Source organism: Streptomyces sp. NRRL B-24484 (genome assembly GCF_000717715.1).
Taxonomy (GTDB): domain Bacteria; phylum Actinomycetota; class Actinomycetes; order Streptomycetales; family Streptomycetaceae; genus Kitasatospora.
Window position 1 is genome coordinate 123,509 of record NZ_JOAI01000015.1, and the last position, 18,882, is coordinate 142,390.

The following is an 18,882-nucleotide window of genomic DNA, read 5'->3' on the forward strand; positions in this document are numbered from 1 at the left end:
ACCCCGGACCACACCCACACCGGACCACCCCGGACCACCCCGGCGGCGTACGGCCGCCGCCCGCGCACGACCACCGCGGCCGGGCCGGAACGCCGCGAGGGCCCCGGAGGAAGCATCCTCCGGGGCCCTCGCCGTCCGCTACGGGATCAGTTGCCGTACTCGTCCAGCGGCGGGCAGGAGCAGACCAGGTTGCGGTCGCCGTAGGCGCCGTCGATCCGGTTCACCGGCGGCCAGTACTTGTCCGCGGGGTTCACGCCGGCCGGGAAGACGGCCTCCTCGCGGGTGTACGGGTGCTGCCAGTCACCGGCCAGGTTGGCGGCGGTGTGCGGGGCGTTGCGCAGCGGGTTGTCCTCGCCAGACCACTCGCCGGAGCCGACCTTCTCGATCTCCGCGCGGATCTGGATCATCGCCTCGCAGAAGCGGTCGATCTCGTGCAGGTCCTCGGACTCGGTGGGCTCGATCATCAGGGTGCCGGCCACCGGGAACGACATGGTCGGGGCGTGGAAGCCGTAGTCGATCAGGCGCTTGGCCACGTCGTCGACCGAGACGCCGGTCTCCTTGGTGAGCGGGCGCAGGTCGATGATGCACTCGTGCGCGACCAGGCCGCCGGGGCCGGTGTAGAGCACCGGGAAGTGCGGGGCCAGCCGCTTGGCGATGTAGTTGGCGTTCAGCACGGCCACCTGGGTGGCGCGCTTGAGGCCCTCGCCGCCCATCAGGCGGACGTACGACCAGGAGATCGGCAGGATCGCGGCGGAGCCCCACGGCGCGGCCGAGATCGGGCCGACGCCGGTGGCCGGGCCGGCCTCCGGCTGCAGCGGGTGGTTCGGCAGGTACGGCGCGAGGTGCGCGCGGACCGCGACCGGGCCGACGCCGGGGCCGCCGCCGCCGTGCGGGATGCAGAAGGTCTTGTGCAGGTTCAGGTGCGACACGTCGGCGCCGAACTTGCCCGGCTTGGCGAGGCCGACCAGCGCGTTGAGGTTGGCACCGTCCACGTACACCTGGCCGCCGGCCTCGTGCACCATGGCGCAGATCTCGGTGATCTCGGTCTCGTACACGCCGTGGGTGGACGGGTAGGTGACCATCAGCACCGAGAGCTGGTCACGGTGCTGCTCGATCTTGGCCTTGAGGTCCTCGACGTCGACGTCGCCGTCGACCAGGGTCTTGACCACGACGACGCGCATGCCGGCCATCACCGCGGAGGCGGCGTTGGTGCCGTGCGCGGAGGACGGGATGAGGCAGACGTCGCGCTGGGTGTCGCCGTTGGCCAGGTGGTAGGCGCGGACGGCGAGCAGGCCGGCCAGCTCGCCCTGGGAGCCGGCGTTCGGCTGGATGGAGACCGCGTCGTAGCCGGTGACCTCGACGAGCTGCTGCTCCAGGCCGTGGATCAGGCTGAGGAAGCCCTGCACCTGGTCGGCCGGGGCGAACGGGTGCAGCTGGCCGAACTCGGGCCAGGTGACCGGCTCCATCTCGGTGGTGGCGTTGAGCTTCATGGTGCAGGAGCCCAGCGGGATCATGCCGCGGTCCAGCGCGTAGTCGCGGTCCGACAGACGGCGCAGGTAGCGCAGCATGGCGGTCTCGGAGCGGTGGCTGTGGAAGACCGGGTGGGTGAGGTACTCGTCGTCGCGCAGCAGGGCGGCCGGCAGCGCGTCGGCGGTCTCGTCGAGCTCGGCGCCGGTGATGCCGAACGCGGCCCACAGCGCGGTGAGGTGCTCGCGGGTGGTGGTCTCGTCGCAGGAGATCGAGACGGTGTCCGCGTCCACCTTGTGGATGTTGATGTTCGCGTCGAGGGCCGCGGCGACGACCTCGTCGGCGCGCTGCGGGACGCGGGCGGTGACGGTGTCGAAGAAGGCGCCGTGCGCGAGCTCGACGCCGCCGGCGCGCAGGCCCGCGGCGAGTGCGGCGGCGTAGCGGTGGGTGCGGCGGGCGATGTCCGCGAGGCCGTCGGGGCCGTGGTAGACGGCGTACATCGAGGCCATCACGGCGAGCAGCACCTGGGCGGTGCAGATGTTGCTGGTGGCCTTCTCGCGGCGGATGTGCTGCTCGCGGGTCTGCAGGGCCAGGCGGTAGGCGCGGTTGCCGCCGGTGTCGACGGAGACGCCGACCAGGCGGCCGGGCAGGTTGCGGGCGTACTCGGCACGGACGGCGAGGTAGCCGGCGTGCGGGCCGCCGAAGCCCATCGGCACGCCGAATCGCTGCGAGGTGCCGCAGGCGATGTCGGCGCCCATCGAGCCCGGGGACTTGAGCAGGGTGAGGGCGAGCAGGTCGGAGGCGACGGCGACGACCGCGCCGAGGCCGTGGGCCTGCTCGATGACCGGGGTGAGGTCGCGGACGGCGCCGGTGGCACCCGGGTACTGGAGCAGCACGCCGAAGACGCCGCGCTCGGCGATCTCGGCCGGGATGCCCTCGGACAGGTCGGCGACGACGACCTCGACACCGGTCGGCACGGCGCGGGTCTCGATGACGGCGACGGTCTGCGGCAGGGTGTCGGCGTCGATCAGGAAGACGCCGCCCTTGACCTTGGTGACGCGGCGGGCCAGCGCCATCGCCTCGGCGGCGGCGGTGCCCTCGTCGAGCAGCGAGGAGCCGGAGGTGGCGAGGCCGGTGAGGTCGGCGACCAGGGTCTGGAAGTTCAGCAGCGCCTCCAGGCGGCCCTGCGAGATCTCCGGCTGGTACGGGGTGTAGGCGGTGTACCAGGCCGGGTTCTCCAGCACGTTGCGCAGGATCACCGGCGGGGTGAAGGTGCCGTAGTAGCCGAGGCCGATCATGGAGGTGGCGACCCGGTTGCGGTCGGCCAGCTCGCGCAGCTCGGCGAGGACCTGGGCCTCGCTGCGGCCGGCCGGCAGGTCCAGCGCGGTCAGGCTGCGGATGGCCTCGGGGACGGCCGCGTCGGCCAGCTCGTCCAGCGACGCGAAGCCCACCTGGGCCAGCATCTTCTCCTGGGCGGCGGCGTCGGGGCCGATGTGGCGGGTCTCGAAGGGGCTGGCCTGCTCGAGCTCGGTGAGGTTCGGCTGGGCGTTCATGGGGGTCGAGGCCTCCTGGTCACGGACCGGCGGGGGTACGCACGCCGGTCGGCCGCCGTGGGGAGCCGGAGACGTACGAACCCGTCAGGCCTCCCCCTCTGTCATCGGTACCTGAGAGCTTCGCCGCCCCGACGCCCGAGGGCATCTCGTCGGCTTGCACCGTCGGTGAGGGTGGTGCCGACGGCTCCTGTGCCGGCGGTCCTGCCCTGCTTTCCAGAGTGACCTGGCCCACGCGGTACGGGTGCCTGAGAGATTCCGGGGAGGAGTTGCTCCTTCGGCGCCCCTGCCCCAGCTCAGCGGGGTCGGGGACTCTCCCGCGCGGGCTCGGCGGTCGCCGCCCAGGGTACCAGCGGGACCACCGGGAATGACGGGCGCTGTGACCGGCGTCCCACTGCCGGACGGGCGGTCCTCGGCACCCGTCCGGGTGCGCGCCGGTCGCGGCCCTCCCCCGGACGGCCGATCACCGGCCCGGACGGCCGCTCCCGGCTCGCCGGTGACCGGTCCATGGCGTTCTGTGTAGATGGCGTCTGGCCAGCTCCTCCAGCCGTCCCGACCTCCGCGTACACACAGGAGCAGTAGCACTGGAGGACAGCGTGCAGACCGATATCGATCCGCGAGACCTCATCGGGCACAAGGCGGTCGACCGGAACGGTGAGAAGATCGGCACGGTCGACGAGGTGTATCTCGACGACGCGACCGGTGAGCCCGAGTGGGCCGCCGTCCGTACCGGGATCTTCGGCCGGGACGCCTTCGTCCCGCTGACCACCAGCGAGTTCTCGGGCGAGGAGCTGAAGGTCCCCTACGACAAGTCGCTGGTGAAGGAGTCACCCGACTTCGGGGTGGGCCAGCACCTCTCACCCGCCCAGGAGTTGCAGCTCTACCGCTACTACGGACTGGACGTCTCCGGCGGCGCCCGGCCGGGCCCGGAGGCCGCCCCGCAGTCGGCCGGGCGTACCGGCGACGCCGAGTTCGGCACGGTCGCGCGCACGGCTGCCGGGCAGCCCGCCGCGAACGGCAGGCCGGCGACGGACGGGCGGACGGCGGACGGGCGGGGCCGGACGGACCACGCCGACGGGCAGCACGGCGGGGCGCGCCACGACGGGCCCCGGCAGGACGGCTCCCGGCAGGACAGCTCCGAGAACACCATGCAGCTCCCGGTGGTGCCGGCCGGCGGCGCCGTCCGCCCGCTCGCGGCACCGACCGCCGCGCACCGGCCCGAGCGGCAGCAGGGCGGCGAGGCCTCGGCGCACGGGCCGGTCGAGATCGTCTGCCGCGAGGAGCGGCTGGACATCAGCACGGAGTGGCACGTGCTGGGCACCGCCCGGTTGCGCAAGTACGTCACCTCGGAGGCGGTGGAGCGCCGGGTGCCGGTGGTCCGCGAGCGGGTGCGGGTGGAGCGGGTGCCGGTGAGCGACGCCGAGCGGGCGGCGCTGAGCGACCAGGAGATCGCCGAGGCGGTCGAGGAGGTGACCCTGCGCGAGGAGCGGCCGGTGGTGCGCAAGTACCTGGCGCCGGTCGAGCGGGTGCGCCTGGTCGTCGAGCGGTACACCGAGGAGGAGCTCGTCCGCGAGGAACTGCGGCGCGAGCAGGTCGAGGTGCACGACGAGACCGGGCGTCGGCCGTTCGGTCCCCAGCCGGCCGACCGCGCGAGCGCCCCGGCCGGGCACGCACCGGCGAACGGCCGGCCCGCGCACGGGCAGCCGGCCGACGGACAGCCCGCGCAGCCTTCTCAGCCCGCCCGGCCCGCCCAGCCATCTCAGCCTTCTCAGCCCGCCCAGGGTCAGCCGGCACATGGTCAGCCGGCGCCGCACGCGTCGGGCCCGACGCCCGTCCAGGTCGCCGCACGGGCGGCCGCGGCGCAGCCGCCCCGGCCGGAGCCGCTGCGCCCGGTCTGATCCTCCGACAGCCGGTCTCCCCCGGGTCCCGGTCCGCTGCGGCGGGCCGGGACCTGCGCTTTGCCAAAGATTCACCGATCGATATTTGACAGACTGAAGTATCGACCTGCATCGTTACTTCAGTTCATTCACTATCGCTTGCCTGAAGCAGTGACCGGCTTCCGGCGTCCCGAACGGGAGGAAACCCACCGTGAGTGAGGCCCCACAGCCCGCCGCCACGGACGAGAAGCCGAGCAGTGCGCGGGTGCTCCCCGCGCTCGTGCTGGCCATGCTGGCGTTCAGCGTGGTGCAGACCGCGGTCGTGCCGATCCTTCCGTCACTCGCCAAGGAGCTGGACGTCTCCGGCTCCAGCATCACCTGGCTGATGACCGCCAACCTGCTCTCCGCGGCCGTGCTCACGCCGCTGCTCGGCCGGTTCGGTGACCTCCGCGGCCGCAAGCCGATGCTGCTGGTCTCGCTCGCCGGCCTGGTCGCCGGTTCCGCCCTCGCGGTCGGCACCCACTCCTTCACCTGGCTGGTCGTCGCCCGCGTGCTGCAGGGCGCCGGCGGTGGCGTGCTGCCGCTCGCGATCAGCATCGTCCGCGACGAGCTGCCCAAGGCCAAGGTCACCGGCGGCGTCGCCGCCATCAGCGCCTCCATGGGCGTCGGCAGCGGCCTCGGCCTGGTCGCCACCGGCCTGCTGCTGGAGCACTGGAGCTACAAGTCGATCTTCTGGATGGGCCTGGCCTTCGGCATCGTCGCCGTCGCGCTGGTCGCGATCCGCGTCCCCAAGGACCCGGTCGTCGACAAGGAGGGCGGCGCCGACCCGCTCGGCGCGCTCACCCTGGCCGGCTGGCTCTCCGCCCTGCTGGTCGCCGTCAGCCAGGGCAACCACTGGGGCTGGACCTCCAACCGCACCCTCGGCCTGTTCGCCGTCGCCGCCGTGGTCGCCCTCGTCTGGATCCTCATCGAGGTCAAGGTCAGCCACCCGCTGGTCGACATGAAGATGATGTCCCGCCCGGCCGTCGCCTTCACCAACATCTCCGGCCTGCTCATGGGCTTCGGGATGTACGGCTCCTTCATGGTCATCAGCAACTTCGCGCAGACCCCGGAGAAGCTCGCCCACTACGGCTTCACCGCCACCGTGCTGCACGCCGGCATCATGCTGCTGCCGTCCGCGCTCGGCTCGATGGTGGCCGCCCCGCTCGGCGCCCTCATGATCGCCCGCCGCGGCCCGCGCCTGCCGCTCGTCGCCGGCGGCCTGCTCGGCGCCGTCGCCATGGCCTACCTCGCCGTCCGGCACAGCCACGAGATCGACATCTACCTCGCCTCCGCCGTCTTCGGCCTCGGCGTCGGCCTCGCCTACGCCGCCATGCCCGCCTACATCAACGGCGCCGTGCCAGCCGAGCAGAGCGGCATCGCCAACGGCATGAACGCGGTGCTGCGCACCGTCGGCGGCGCCGTGGGCACCGCCGTCATGGCGGCGATCCTCACCGGCGACACCATGAAGCTGCCGATCCCGATCGCGCTGCCGACGCTGACCGCCTACGAGCACGCCTACTGGACGGCCGCCGTGATGTGCGTGGTCGCCGGCCTGGTGCCGTTCGCCATCCGCCGGATCAAGGCCGCCGACCTCCCGGCCGCCCCGGCCGAGGCCACCTCCTCCAGCCCCGAGCTGGTCAAGACCGACGCCTGACGAGGCGTCTCCCTCGCGCCAGGGGACGAGGCGCGAGGGGGCCGGGCCCCCGTGGACGGGTGTGGGCATGCGACCACGGACACGGCCCGGCCCGCCGAGCGGCCCCGCACTGGGACGGTGCGGGGCCGCTCGCCATGTCCGGGGAGGCTCCCGGCGCCGCGGCCCGCTCGGACCTCGGCACAGGACCCCCGTCTGCCACGCGGACGCCGCCACACGTCCTCTGCCGACCGCTCAGACCCGGCGCAGCGGCAGCGGGTCGGCCGGCTCCAGGTCCGGGTCGTCGACGGCGAAGGTCCGCACCCGGCCGGGCGGACCGTACGGCGTCTCGAAGCGCACGGTGACCCGGCCCACACCGCTGCCCTGCACCCAGCCCGGGCCGTGCTCGGCGTGGTGGACGTCCTGCCCGGGCAGCCAGCGGCGCAGCACCGACGGCGGCTCCGCCGGCGCCCGCCCGCCCGGAGCCGTACCGGGGGCATCCGCTCCCCCGGCCCCCGCAGCCCCCGCCGACGCCTCCGCAGGCACCTCCGCCGACTCCTCCGTCCCGGCCCCGGTCCCGGCGGCCTGGGCGGTCTGCGCCTCCGCGGCCTGGGCGGCCTGGGCGAAGAGGTCCTCCTGGGTGTAGTCGGCCAGCTGGGACACGCCCACACCGAGCAGCCGCACCCCGCCGGTGGTGTCCACCTGCAGGGCGAGCCGGCGGGCCGTCTCCGCGATCACCGTCTCGTCGTCGGTGGGCGCGCGCAGCGTCTCGGAGCGGGTCAGGGTGGAGAAGTCGAAGCGGCGCACCTTCAGCACCACCGTGCGGCCGGACCGGCCGGCCGCCCGCAGCCGCCCGACGCAGCGCGCGGTGAGCTGGTCGATCTCGTGCAGGATGCGGTCGCGGTCCGCGAGGTCGACCTCGAAGGTGTCCTCGACCGACACCGATTTGGCGTCCCGGTCGGGCACCACGGCCCGCTCGTCGTGGCCGACGGCCATCATGTGGATGCCGGTGCCGTGCGCCCGCCCGAGCAGCTGGACGAGTTCGCCCTCGCCGGCGTCCGCGAGGTCGGCCACGGTGGTCAGGCCCGCGCGGCGCAGCGTCTGTTCGGTGGCCGGGCCGATGCCGGGCAGCGCCCGCACCGGCATCGGGCTGAGCACGGCCCGCTCCGAGCCGATCTCCACCAGGACGAGGCCGTCCGGCTTCGCCTGCTCGGAGGCGATCTTCGCCATGAGCTTGGAGCCGGCGGCGCCGACCGAGGCGGTGAGGCCTGTCCGTTCGAGGATGTCGGCGCGCAGGTCCTCGGCGACGGCGAGCACCAGCTGCGCACCGGTCTGCGGGCCGGCATCGGCGAGGGCGGGGCCGTACGGGCCGGCCTCCAGGTCGACGAAGGCCTCGTCGAGGCTCAGCGGCTCGACCAGCGGGGAGCGTTCGCGGAGCAGGGCCATGACGATGTCGCTGCTCTGGCGGTAGGCGGCGAAGCGGCCGGACAGGAAGGCGGCGTTCGGGCAGAGCCGGCGGGCCTGGGCCATCGGCATGGCCGAGTGGACGCCGAACCTGCGGGCCTCGTAGGAGGCGGTGGAGACGACGCCGCGGCCGCCGAGGCCGCCGACCACCACGGGTTTGCCGCGCAGGCTCGGCTTGGCCGCCTGCTCCACCGCGGCGAAGAAGGCGTCCATGTCGAGGTGGATGATGCTCGGCACAGTCCGCACACCGCGATCATCGCGCACGGCTGTGACAATCCGTTCGAGGCGGGGCGCCCGGCACCGCTCCGCGACCGCGCCAGACCCGGGGGCCGTCTTCGAAGGGCGTCGGACGGTCACGTCAGGGGGCGCGCGAGGGCGGCCCCAAAGGTGCACCGCCGCCCCTCGCAGCCACGCCCTACGACTTCGCGGCGTCCGCCAGGGCGCGGGTGACGCCGGCCTCGGTCGCGCCGAGGAACTGCGGGTCGGGACGCAGCCAGGCGTCCAGCGCCGCCTTGCCCGCTCCCGGGATCTCGCGCATCCCGCCGTAGTACCAGGTGGTGTCGTGCGGCTCGTCCACCGCGACGGCGTACGCGTCGATGCCGGCCGCCTCGCAGAGCGCCAGCGCCCGCCGTACGTGGAAGCCCTGACTGACCAGCAGGGCGTGGTCGACGCCGAAGACGCGCCGGGCCCGGCTGCAGGAGTCCCAGGTGTCGAAGCCCGCGTAGTCGCCGACCACCCGGACGTCCGGGACCCCTCGGGCCGTCAGGTAGTGCCGCATGGCATCGGTCTCGTCGTATGCGGTGGTGCTGTTGTCCCCGGTCACCAGGATCGCCTGTACCTTGTGCTGCTGATAGAGGTTCAGCGCCGCGTCGAGCCGGTGCGCGAGGTACGGGGACGGCTCGCCGTCGAAGAGTCCCGCGCCGAAGACGACGGCGACGGGGGCGGCCGGCGCGTCCGCCACCGTGCGGACCCGCCCGCTCTCGCCCGTCCACAGCCAGGCGCTCGGCGCGAGCACGAGGGCGCTGGCGAGGACGGCGCCCTGGAACCAGCGCCGTCGGCCGGCCCGGTCGCCGAGCCCGGGGATCCGCCGCAGCCGCGCCACGGCGCCGCGCAGGGCCTTCACATCCTTGATCGACACACTGGGCGGGACGCCGCCCGGGGCCGGTGCGGTTCCGCCGCCCGCCGGTCGGCCGCAGGGCCTCGCCGTGGCACGGGGTCCGCGGGGCTGCGGGACGTGGGCGCGTCGGCTGCGTCAGACCGCGCGGTTGCGGCGCTGGGCGAGTTCGTCGGCCGGGTTGTGGCCGACGAGCGTCTCCCCGGTGTCGGTGCGTTCGGCGTGCAGCCGGCCGAGGGCGGTCTCCAGCTCCTGCCAGACCGCACCCACCGCGATCCCGAACATGCCCTGGCCGCCGCCGATCAGGTCGACGACCTGCTGCGGACTCGTGCACTCGTACACGGTGGCGCCGTCGCACATCAGCGTGAGCCCGGTGAGGTCGGCGGGCTCGGCCGCCTGGAGGTGGGCCACGGCGACGCGGATGTTCTGCAGCGAGACGCCGGCGTCCAGCAGCCGCTTGACGATCTTCAGCAGGAGGATGTCGCGGAAGCTGTACAGCCGCTGCGCACCGGCCGGGTAGGCGGTGCGGACACTGGGCTCCAGCAGTCCGGTGCGGGCCCAGTAGTCGAGCTGACGGTAGGTGATGCCGGCGGCCGCGCAGGCCGTGGGCCCGCGGTAGCCGACCAGCGCGGACGTCGGCGGGATGCGCTCGATCGCGGGCTGCCCGGCCTGGACGGCGGGGAAGCGGCCCACCCGGGGCAGTTCGGCGTCCGCGGAGTGCCCGGACGCGGCCGGGGCCTCCCAGCCCCGCGGGGCCGGTCCGCGGCCGGCGCGAGGCAGGTGCACGGCGCACAGGCCCCCGGCGGTGGCGTCGTCGCCGGTACCGCTCATGCCTGGCCTCCGTCCACTCGGTCCTGCGGCTCTCCGGGCGCCGGACGGCGCAGGCCGACCGGAACCTCCCTTGACGGTAGGCAGTCACCACAGGCCCGTCAACGATCGCCACGCCGGGGCTCCGGTCGGATGTCACTCCGAAGAGTGGTTTTTCGTGCCCTCAGTGTGGGTAGCAGTGGCCGCTTTTGCAAAGCACGGTTGCAGCGCCAGGTGGCGGGCAGTACGCGGAGGGGCCCGGCGGGCGCCGGCGGCTACTGCTGGCCGCCGCCGAAGTCCTCCGGCGAGACCTGGTCGAGGAACTCGCGGAACTTCTCGACCTCGTCCTCCTGCTCGTCCGGGATCGCGATGCCCGCCTCGGCGAGCACGTTCTCGCTGCCGAAGATCGGCGTCCCAGTCCGCAGCGCCAGCGCTATGGCGTCCGAGGGCCGCGCACTGACCTCGACACCGCCGGAGAAGACGAGCTCGGCGTAGAAGACGCCCTCGCGCAGGTCGCTGATCCGGACCTCCGTCAGCTGCTGGCCCAACGCGTCGAGGACGTCCTTGAAGAGGTCGTGCGTCAGCGGGCGCACCGGGGTCATGCCCTGCTGCGCGAAAGCGATCGCGGTCGCCTCGCCGGGGCCGATCCAGATCGGCAGGTACCGATCGCCCCCGACCTCCCGCAGCAGCACGATCGGCTGGTTGGAGGGCATCTCCACCCGGACACCCACGACGTCGAGCTCATTCACACTGGCAACCCTATGGCTCGCGCCGCCGATAGGAAAGCGCAGCACGTCCGGGCCTGGTCAGGTGCGCGGGCCCGGGGTGTCGCAGGTGCCGCTCAGTTGGGCCGGGCCCGCAGGCCCGCCTGGACCATGGCCGCGTGCAGCCGGACGGAGAGCGTCGCCAGCTCGCGGGCGGTGGTCTCGGCGTGCGCCCGGGTCTGCGGGTTGCGGTGCCGGCGCAGCGGGGCCACCACCTGGTCCACCAGGGCCACCTCGCGCTCGGCCGCCGCCTTCATGGCCCGCAGGTGGCGCGGCTCCAGGCCGTACCGGCCGAGCTCGGCGACCAGCCGCGCGATCTGCAGCGCCTCGCCGTCGTAGCCGCCGTCCGTCCCCGCCGTCACCAGTCCGTAGGACTCCCACTCCCGGAGTTCCGCCTCCTCGGCCTCGGCCGCGGCGAGCAGTTCGGCCCGTCCGAGCCGCACCCCGGCGACCGCGCCGGCCGCGGCGCCGAGCTCCCGGTCGGCCTCCTCCAGCGGGCCGGGCCGGGTCTCCGGCGCGGGCAGCGCCGGCGGCGCCTCGCCGCGCTCGATGGCGTCCAGGTGCTCGCGGATCACCCGAAGCGGCAGGTAGTGGTCGCGCTGCATGCGCAGCACGTACGCCAGCCGCTCGACGTCCCCGGCGCTGAACTTGCGATAGCCGGACGGGGTGCGCTGCGGATCGACCAGCCCCTCCGCCTCCAGGAAGCGGATCTTGGAGATGGTGACCTCCGGGAAGTCGTCCCGGAGGAACGCCAGCACGGCGCCGATCGAGAGCAGCTCGTCGCCGCCCCTCCCCCGTGCCTCGGCCGCACGGCGTGTGGCGGGCACGGGGGTGGCCCCGAGGGTGGTGGGAGGGTTCGCGGTCACTCGGGCTCCTGCCGACGTCGGATTCAGTACCCCCGGGTGTGACCGGCGAAGAACACCAGCCGGTACTTGCCGATCTGGACCTCGTCGCCGTTGCTGAGCGTGACCTCGTCGATCCGCTCCCGGTTGACGTACGTGCCGTTCAGGCTGCCCACGTCCGCCACCGAGAAGCCGCCGCCGGGCAGCCGCCTGAACTCCACGTGGCGGCGCGAGACCGTCACGTCGTCCAGGAAGATGTCGCCCTGCGGGTGACGGCCCGCGGTGGTCACGTCCGAGTCCAGCAGGAAGCGGCTGCCCGAGTTCGGGCCGCGCTGCACGATCAGCAGGGCGGAGCCCGGCGGCAGGGCGTCGATCGCGGCCAGCACCTCGGGCGACAGCGCCGGGGTGGCGCCGGTGGAGGTGGCACCGGGCTCGTACGACTCGATCCCGGAGATCGAGATGGTCGACGTGGTCTCGGCGGCGCGCTCCGGCACCGGCGCGCTGCGCAGGGCCGACCCGCAGTTGGAGCAGAACCGGGCCGTGACCGGGTTCTGGTTGCCGCACCGCGGACACGGGGACGTACCAGCCATGGTCACAGCCTCCTGGCTCGGCACACCCTGCTGGGCGTGCCCGGCGTAGGGGTCCGGGGTAAACCCTCCACCGGAGGTTGAGGGTGCTGCCGGGAAACCTATGCGCGGCGCGCCACCCGATTCAACCGACGCGCCGTAGCCCTGAGCATTCCCCTCGTACGGAGCCGCGCCGTGGCCGTCGCGGAACAACGGACGCTCGGCGTACTGGTCCGCCTCGGGCGCGGGCCGCATGCCGGGGACGGCGGCCTCCTCACCCGGGCGGCGGTGGCGCGCGGTGGGCGCGTCCGCCGACTCCTGGCGGTTGTTGCGACCGAAAAGCTTCGAGAACAGACTCACGGGCGAATCCCCTTGCGTGTGACAGACCCGCCCGCGGGGCAGGGTGACAGGCTCGGACAGGCAGCTGGCCCGGCATCCGGCCGGGCCCGAGCAGGCGGCGGAGCGCACCGCCGGGGTGGAACATCCCAGTGTGCCTCAGGCTGCCCGGCGGCGCGCCACCGGGGGCGGCGCGCACCTGACGGACCGTAGGACAGTCGACCCGTCACTTCGCCGCCGGCTTGCCGTACTGCAGCGGCTTCGGCTCGGCGAGCGCGTCGACGACCACCTTCTGCTGCTGGGTGATGACCGCGGTCGCCTGCTCCTTCTCCAGGGTGCGCACCACGCCGCCCGGGATGTTGAGCGCCGGCGTCAGGTCCTGGGGGTTGCCCACGACCGTGAAGCGGAACGGCTGCGACACCTTCTTGCCGTCGATCTGCACACCGCCGTCGGCAGCGTCGGTGAAGTAGGTGCCGGCCACGACACGCACGTCGTTGATCTGAATCGCCTCCGCTCCAGCCGCTCGGAGTTCCTGCAGGGTGTCCAGCAGCATATCCGCCTTCACCTGCCCCTGGGGATCATTGATCGTCAAGACGATTCCCGGCCCGGTTGCCTGCTCCGTGCCGGCGAGCACGCCGAGCTCGGTCGCCTTCCTCCTGGTCTGCTCCTGGGCCTCCTTGGCCTGGTTGGAGCTGTTCTCCAACTGGGTCAGCGACTGCTCCAGCTGCGTCTTCTCCTGCTGGAGACGCTGCTGGCGGCTGTCCAGTTCGTCGAGGATGCGGACGAGATCCTCCTGGCGGGCCCCGCGCAGCTGGTTGTGGTCGTTGGTCGAACGCACCTGGATCGCCAGGCCCAGACCCAGGGCGAACAGCAGGACGGCGACGACGAGCTGGCCTCGGGAGATCCGCGGCGGCCAGAGCGCGGCCCGCAGCCTGCGTCGCGAGTCGGCCGGCTCGACGGCCTCGGCGTCCTCTGCACCGGCGTCCGCAGCACCGGTGTCCGCCGGATCCGCGCCCACCGCCTCTGCGCCCGCGGCATCGGTGCCCGCGGCCTCCCCGGCGGGCTCCGCCGGCCCGCTCCCCTCGGCCAGGTCGAGCGGCTTCTGCTCAGGCTTCTCCGGCTCCGACCGGGGCTCACGCACCGCCGCACCGGGGTCCGCGGCGGCTCCCTCGCCGGGCCCCGCGGCTTCCGCGGTTCCGGCGGCTTCCGCAGGCTCCGCGGGTACTGCAGGTTCTGCGGCTTCCGCAGGCTTCCCGGGCGCCTCGCGCACCTCGGACGCCGCGCCCTCCCCCGGGGGAGGCACCGGCCGGCCGTTCGGCTTGTCGTCCTGTTCCACGACGTGTCTCTCCCTACGCCCTGAACACATGCCGCCGGATCGCGGCTGCGTTGGAGAAGATCCGGATACCGAGCACCACGACGACGCCGGTGGAGAGCTGCGCCCCCACACCGAGCTGGTCGCCGAGGAAGACGATCAGTGCTGCGACGACCACGTTCGACAGGAACGAGACGACGAAGACCTTGTCGTTGAAGATCCCGTCCAGCATCGCGCGGACACCGCCGAACACGGCGTCCAGGGCCGCCACCACCGCGATCGGCAGGTACGGCACCACGGCGTCGGGGACCTCGGGCTGGACGAAGAGGCCGACGACGACGCCGATCACGAGCCCCAGAACGGCAATCACGGTGAAGGTACTCCTGTCCGGGTGGGGGTCGACTTGGTGGAGCGGGTCGGCGAGGCGTTGTGCGAGGGCGACGCGCTGCTCGGGGGCGAGGCAGTGCCCGAGGGCGGGGGGCTGCCCGACGGGCTCGGCGCGGCCGACGGCTCGGCGCCGCCCGGCTTCGCCGTCCGCAGCGTCACGCCGAGCGCGGCCGGCAGCGACATCTTCTTCTGCACGGACACGGTCGACTTGATGCCGTAGCTGTCCTGGATCAGCTTGAGGTAGCGCCCGGCCGAGCTGGAGTCGAACGCCTGCGCGAAGCGCTCCCCGTCCCCGACCGCCAGCACGGTGTACGGGGGCACCAGCGGCCGGTTGTCCACCAGCACCGCGTCACCCGCGGCGCGGATCGCGGAGAGCGTCGTCAGCCGCTGGCCGTTGATCGACACGGCCTCGGCGCCGGACAGCCAGAGCCCGTTCACCACGAGCTGCAGGTCGCGGTCGCGCAGCCGGCCGGTGTTGTTGAACCCCTCGGCCTCGCGCGGGTTGCTCACCGACCCGCCTGCCCCGGTGCCCGACGCGTCGTCGATCACCAGCTTGATGCCCGGGCCGCTGATCTCCCCCGTGCCGGTGCGCGCGGCGAGCGCCGCCAGCGCGTTGTCGCCGCCGACCGGCAGCGCCTGCTGCTGCGCCGTGCCGACCCGGGTGCGCAGGTCCTCGACCTGCCGCTGCAGCGCGTCCGCGGCCTTCGTGGCGTCGTTGACCCGGTGGACGAGCGCGTCCCGCTCCTTGGCGAGCGTCGGCTCGGCCTTGGAGGCGTTCACCCCGCCCACGGTCACCACGGTCGCCGCCAGGGCCAGCCCGACCGCCAGCGTGAGCTTGCCCCGCAGGCTCGTCGGCAGCCTGCTCGGACCGTCCCCGCGGCGGGCCGCCTCGGCGTAGCCCTCGTCCAGGCTGTGGTCCATGACGTTGGTCAGCAGGGACATCGAGGCGTCCGGACGGTTGAACCGTCCGTTCGAGTCACTCGGCGTCGGCGTTGCTGGCATGCAGGACATCGTCCCATGTCGCCGGGGCGGCGTACGCACAGCCCCCGCGCTACCGCCCCGGACGGACACCGAACCGTGACCGGCCGGGGCGCGGCGGCCTGCTGCCACCGCGCCCCGGCCGTGTCACCGGGCGGCGTCCCTCAGCGTCCTGCCGAGTCCACCACCGCCGCCCACTCGTCGAGCAGCTGCTCGGTGGCCTCGTCGTCCGGGCCCTCCGCCCACAGGTGGGTGACCGCCTCGGCCGGGTCCGGCAGGACGAGCGTCCAGCGTCCGTCCGCCTCGACCACGCGCACGCCGTCCGTGGTGTCCAGCCGCCGGCTGCCGGCCGCCTCCACCACCGAACGCATCACCATGCCCTTGGCCGCCCACGGCGTCGCGATGTCGCGCCGCCTGATGTGCGCCTGCGGGATCCGGGCGTCGATCTGGCTCAGCGTGAGCTGGGTGCGGGCCACCAGGCCGACCAGTCGGACGAACGCCGCCGGACCGTCCAGCACACCGCTGAACTCGGGCACCACGAACCCGCCGCGCCCGTCGCCGCCGAACACCGTGCCCTCCTCGGCGGCCGCCTTCGCCAGGTCGTCCGGCGAGGTGGTCGTCCAGGTGACCTGGGTGCCGTGGTACGCGGCGACCTGCTCGGCGATCCGGGTCGTGGTGACGGGCAGCGCCACCTGGCCGCTGCGGCGCTCGGCCGCGACCAGATCGAGCAGCACCAGCAACGCCCGGTCGTCCTGGATCACCCGGCCGAGCTCGTCGACGAACGACACCCGCTCGCCGACCGGGTCGAAGCGCACGCCGAACGCGGCCCGCGAGGAGGCCACCAGCTCGCCCAGCCTGGCCAGCGCGGCCCGCCGCTCCTCGGCGTCCTCGGTCGGCCGGGCCTCGTCCAGACCGCTGTCGACCGTGAGCGCCTCGACACCGAGCCGGCCGAGGATGCTCGGCAGGACGAGCCCGGCACTGCCGTGCGCGGCGTCCACGACGACCTTCAGACCGGCCTCGCGCACCCCGCTGGTGTCGACCGACCGCAGCAGGTTCCGCGCGTACGAGTCGAACACGCTGGACGGATGCAGCAGGTCGCCGATCTCACCGGGGAAGGCCCGCCGGAACTCCTGGCGCGCGTACACGCGGTCCAGCTTCCGCTGGCTGGCCTGCGAGAGGTCGGCGCCGGCCCCGTCGAAGAAGAGGATGTCCAGCGAGTCCGGCACACCCGGTGTGGTCCGCAGGAAGATGCCGCCCGAACTGCCGCGCGCGGTGTTCTGCCGCGCGACCGGCATCGGTACGTTCTCGAGGTCGCGGACGTCGATCGCGCTGGTCTGCAGCGCCGAGATCATCGCCCGCTTGAGCGCCCGCGCACCGCGCGAGTGGTCACGCGCGATGGTGACGGTCGCCCCCTTCTTCAGGGTGGTGGCGTACGCACCGGCCAGCCGCACCGCGAGCTCCGGCGTGATCTCCACGTTCAGGATGCCGGAGACGCCGCGCACACCGAAGAGGTGCTCCTGGCCGCGGGACTCCCAGATCACCGAGGTGTTGACGACCGCACCGGCCTCGATGGTCTTGAACGGGTAGACCCGGACGTTGCCCGCAAGCAGCGACTCCTCGCCGATCAGGCACTCGTCGCCGATCACCGCGCCCTCGTCGATCCGCGCGGCCCGCATCACGTCGGTGTTCTTGCCGATCACGCAACCCCGCAGGTTGCTCTGCGGCCCGACGTACACGTTGTCGTGGATCACGGCCTTGTGCAGGAAGGCGCCGCGCTTGACGACCACGTTGCTGCCCAGCACGGTGTGCTCGCGCAGTTCCACCCCGGCCTCGACCTTGGCGTAGTCGCCGATGTACAGCGGACCGCGCAGCACCGCCTCCGGGTCGACCTCGGCTCCCTCGGCCACCCACACGCCGGGCGAGATCTCGAAGCCGTCCAGCTCGACGTCGACCTTGCTCTCCAGGACGTCGGCCTGGGCCTTCAGGTAGCTCTCGTGGGTGCCCACGTCCTCCCAGTAGCCCTCGGCGACGTAGCCGTAGACCGGCTTGCCCTCCTTGAGCAACTGCGGGAAGACGTCGCTCGACCAGTCGACCGACTCGCCGGCCGCCACGTACGAGAAGACCTCGGGCTCCATGACGTAGATGCCGGTGTTCACGGTGTCGGAGAAGACCTGGCCCCAGGTCGGCTTCTCGAGGAACCTCTCGACCCGCCCCTCGTCGTCCGTGATCGTGATGCCGAACTCCAGCGGGTTCGGCACCCGGGTCAGGCAGACGGTGACCAGTGCACCCTTCTCCCGGTGGAAGGCGATCAGCTCGGAAAGATCGAAATCGGTGAGCGCGTCACCGGAGATCACCAGAAACGAGTCGTCCTTGAGCGCGTCCTCGGCGTTCTTCACACTGCCCGCGGTACCGAGCGGGATCTCTTCATTGGCATAGGTGAGGTTCATCCCCAGCTCTTCGCCGTCCCCGAAGTAGTTCTTCACCAGGGAGGCCAGGAACTGGACGGTCACCACGGTGTCCGTGAGACCGTGCCGCCGTAGCAGCCGTAGTACGTGCTCCATGATCGGCCGGTTGGCCACCGGCAGCAACGGCTTGGGCATGCTCGACGTCATCGGACGGAGTCGAGTGCCTTCGCCACCTGCCATCACAACGGCTTTCATTCGGGTGCGTCCTCCTTCGCGGTGGTGAACCCTGCAGATCCATCAAACCGTTCCAGAGCTTCTCTACCCGGATAAAAACGTCCGACTCACCGTGTCGTGGCAAGTCGGACGTGGAGATCTTGTCAGCAGCGTGCAAACGGCCCGCTCAAACGGCGGCCGTACGGTCCGCCAGCACCAGCTGCCGGGCCTGGACGGCATAGAGGATGCCGGCCCACCAGTAGAGCACCGTGCCCCACCAGATGAATGCCCAGCTGACCGGCTCGGCCACCGTGGCGAGCCAGCTCTCCCCGTTGCCCAGCAGCAGAAGCGGAAACGCGTACATCAGATTGAACGTGGCCGCCTTCCCCAGGAAACTCACCTGGAGCGGCCCGTAACCGTGCCGGTTGAGAATGGGAAGCAGCGAGCCGATGAACAGCTCGCGCGCCAGCAGCACGATCGTCACCCACAGCGGCAGGATCTCACGCCACGTCAGACCGACGAGGGTGGAGAGCACGTAGAGCCGGTCCGCCGCCGGATCCAGGATCTGGCCCAGCCGGCTCACCTGGCCCCAGCGCCGCGCGAGCTTGCCGTCCAGGTAGTCGCTGACACCGCTGAGCATCAGCACGACGATCGCCCAGCCGTCGTTCTCGGGCCCGCCGAAGACCGGCCAGAGGATCAGCCACAGGAAGATGGGCACGCCCACCAGCCGTGCCATGCTCAGCAGGTTGGGGATGGTGAGGACGCGGTCCGTCTGCACGCGCGTCTCCTGAACCTCCACCTGGGATCCTCCTGCCAGCTGTACCGCCGTGAACGTGTGCGGCATTGACCTTACAACAACAAAGCCCCCACCCTGATGGGTGGGGGCTTTGCCATGAAGAATTGTTCGGCGGCGTCCTACTCTCCCACAGGGTCCCCCCTGCAGTACCATCGGCGCTACGAGGCTTAGCTTCCGGGTTCGGAATGTAACCGGGCATGACCACCGAAACACTATGAAACTCTCCGACACAGACATGGGCCTGTTCGTGGTTTCAGAACCAACACAGTGGACGCGAGCAACTGAGGACAAGCCCTCGGCCTATTAGTACCGGTCAACTCCACCCATTACTG

At 72.5% G+C, this 18,882-nt stretch carries 14 protein-coding genes, 1 rRNA gene and 1 riboswitch; of the genes, 2 read left to right on the forward strand and 13 right to left on the reverse strand.

What is annotated here, in order from left to right; translation table 11 throughout:
* Positions 1-146: 146 nt before the first annotated feature.
* Positions 147-3,020: an aminomethyl-transferring glycine dehydrogenase gene (gene gcvP, locus IE98_RS0116220; protein ID WP_030269495.1), complete on the reverse strand. Its 2,874-nt coding sequence runs from the start codon at positions 3,018-3,020 to the stop codon at positions 147-149.
* 223 nt (positions 3,021-3,243) lie between these two features.
* Positions 3,244-3,347, reverse strand: a riboswitch (glycine riboswitch).
* Positions 3,348-3,613: 266 nt separating this feature from the next.
* Here gcvP and IE98_RS50100 point away from each other — a divergent pair.
* Positions 3,614-4,915 (forward strand): DUF2382 domain-containing protein, encoded by a 1,302-nt coding sequence (locus IE98_RS50100; protein ID WP_063748932.1) that lies wholly within the window; start codon positions 3,614-3,616, stop codon positions 4,913-4,915.
* Between the two features lie 190 nt (positions 4,916-5,105).
* Positions 5,106-6,590: an MFS transporter gene (locus IE98_RS0116230; RefSeq protein ID WP_030269497.1), complete on the forward strand. Its 1,485-nt coding sequence runs from the start codon at positions 5,106-5,108 to the stop codon at positions 6,588-6,590.
* A gap of 231 nt (positions 6,591-6,821) precedes the next feature.
* Here the strand turns inward: IE98_RS0116230 and IE98_RS0116235 are convergent, their stop codons facing one another.
* From IE98_RS0116235 to rrf, 12 genes are all read right to left on the reverse strand, one after another.
* Positions 6,822-8,276: a DNA polymerase IV gene (locus IE98_RS0116235; RefSeq protein ID WP_030269498.1), complete on the reverse strand. Its 1,455-nt coding sequence runs from the start codon at positions 8,274-8,276 to the stop codon at positions 6,822-6,824.
* A 169-nt stretch (positions 8,277-8,445) separates the two neighbouring features.
* On the reverse strand, positions 8,446-9,144 hold the full coding sequence (locus IE98_RS0116240; RefSeq protein ID WP_420706193.1) for a SanA/YdcF family protein: 699 nt from the start codon (positions 9,142-9,144) through the stop codon (positions 8,446-8,448).
* A gap of 138 nt (positions 9,145-9,282) precedes the next feature.
* Complete coding sequence (locus IE98_RS0116245; RefSeq protein ID WP_234443556.1) at positions 9,283-9,975, reverse strand: MerR family transcriptional regulator; 693 nt, start codon at positions 9,973-9,975, stop codon at positions 9,283-9,285.
* A gap of 251 nt (positions 9,976-10,226) precedes the next feature.
* The gene (locus IE98_RS0116250; RefSeq protein WP_030269503.1) at positions 10,227-10,700 is read right to left on the reverse strand and encodes a bifunctional nuclease family protein; all 474 of its coding nucleotides are present in this window, start codon (positions 10,698-10,700) and stop codon (positions 10,227-10,229) included.
* Between the two features lie 92 nt (positions 10,701-10,792).
* Positions 10,793-11,542 carry a MerR family transcriptional regulator gene (locus IE98_RS0116255; RefSeq protein WP_043174308.1) on the reverse strand — a complete coding sequence of 250 codons (750 nt, stop codon included), beginning with the start codon at positions 11,540-11,542 and terminating at the stop codon, positions 10,793-10,795.
* 62 nt (positions 11,543-11,604) lie between these two features.
* Complete coding sequence (locus IE98_RS46305; RefSeq protein WP_078661056.1) at positions 11,605-12,483, reverse strand: FHA domain-containing protein; 879 nt, start codon at positions 12,481-12,483, stop codon at positions 11,605-11,607.
* 202 nt (positions 12,484-12,685) lie between these two features.
* Positions 12,686-13,795: a DUF881 domain-containing protein gene (locus IE98_RS0116265; RefSeq protein WP_234443557.1), complete on the reverse strand. Its 1,110-nt coding sequence runs from the start codon at positions 13,793-13,795 to the stop codon at positions 12,686-12,688.
* Positions 13,796-13,808: 13 nt separating this feature from the next.
* The gene (locus IE98_RS0116270; protein ID WP_030269510.1) at positions 13,809-14,141 is read right to left on the reverse strand and encodes a small basic family protein; all 333 of its coding nucleotides are present in this window, start codon (positions 14,139-14,141) and stop codon (positions 13,809-13,811) included.
* Positions 14,138-15,169, reverse strand: coding sequence for a DUF881 domain-containing protein (locus IE98_RS0116275; protein ID WP_052390574.1), 1,032 nt, complete (start codon positions 15,167-15,169; stop codon positions 14,138-14,140). Before IE98_RS0116275 ends, IE98_RS0116270 begins: the two co-directional genes overlap by 4 nt.
* 131 nt (positions 15,170-15,300) lie before the next feature.
* Positions 15,301-17,796 (reverse strand): mannose-1-phosphate guanyltransferase, encoded by a 2,496-nt coding sequence (locus IE98_RS0116280; protein WP_030269514.1) that lies wholly within the window; start codon positions 17,794-17,796, stop codon positions 15,301-15,303.
* 145 nt (positions 17,797-17,941) lie between these two features.
* The gene (gene pgsA, locus IE98_RS0116285) at positions 17,942-18,553 is read right to left on the reverse strand and encodes a CDP-diacylglycerol--glycerol-3-phosphate 3-phosphatidyltransferase (protein WP_030269516.1); all 612 of its coding nucleotides are present in this window, start codon (positions 18,551-18,553) and stop codon (positions 17,942-17,944) included.
* Between the two features lie 103 nt (positions 18,554-18,656).
* A 5S ribosomal RNA gene (gene rrf, locus IE98_RS0116290) occupies positions 18,657-18,779 on the reverse strand.
* Positions 18,780-18,882: the final 103 nt, after the last annotated feature.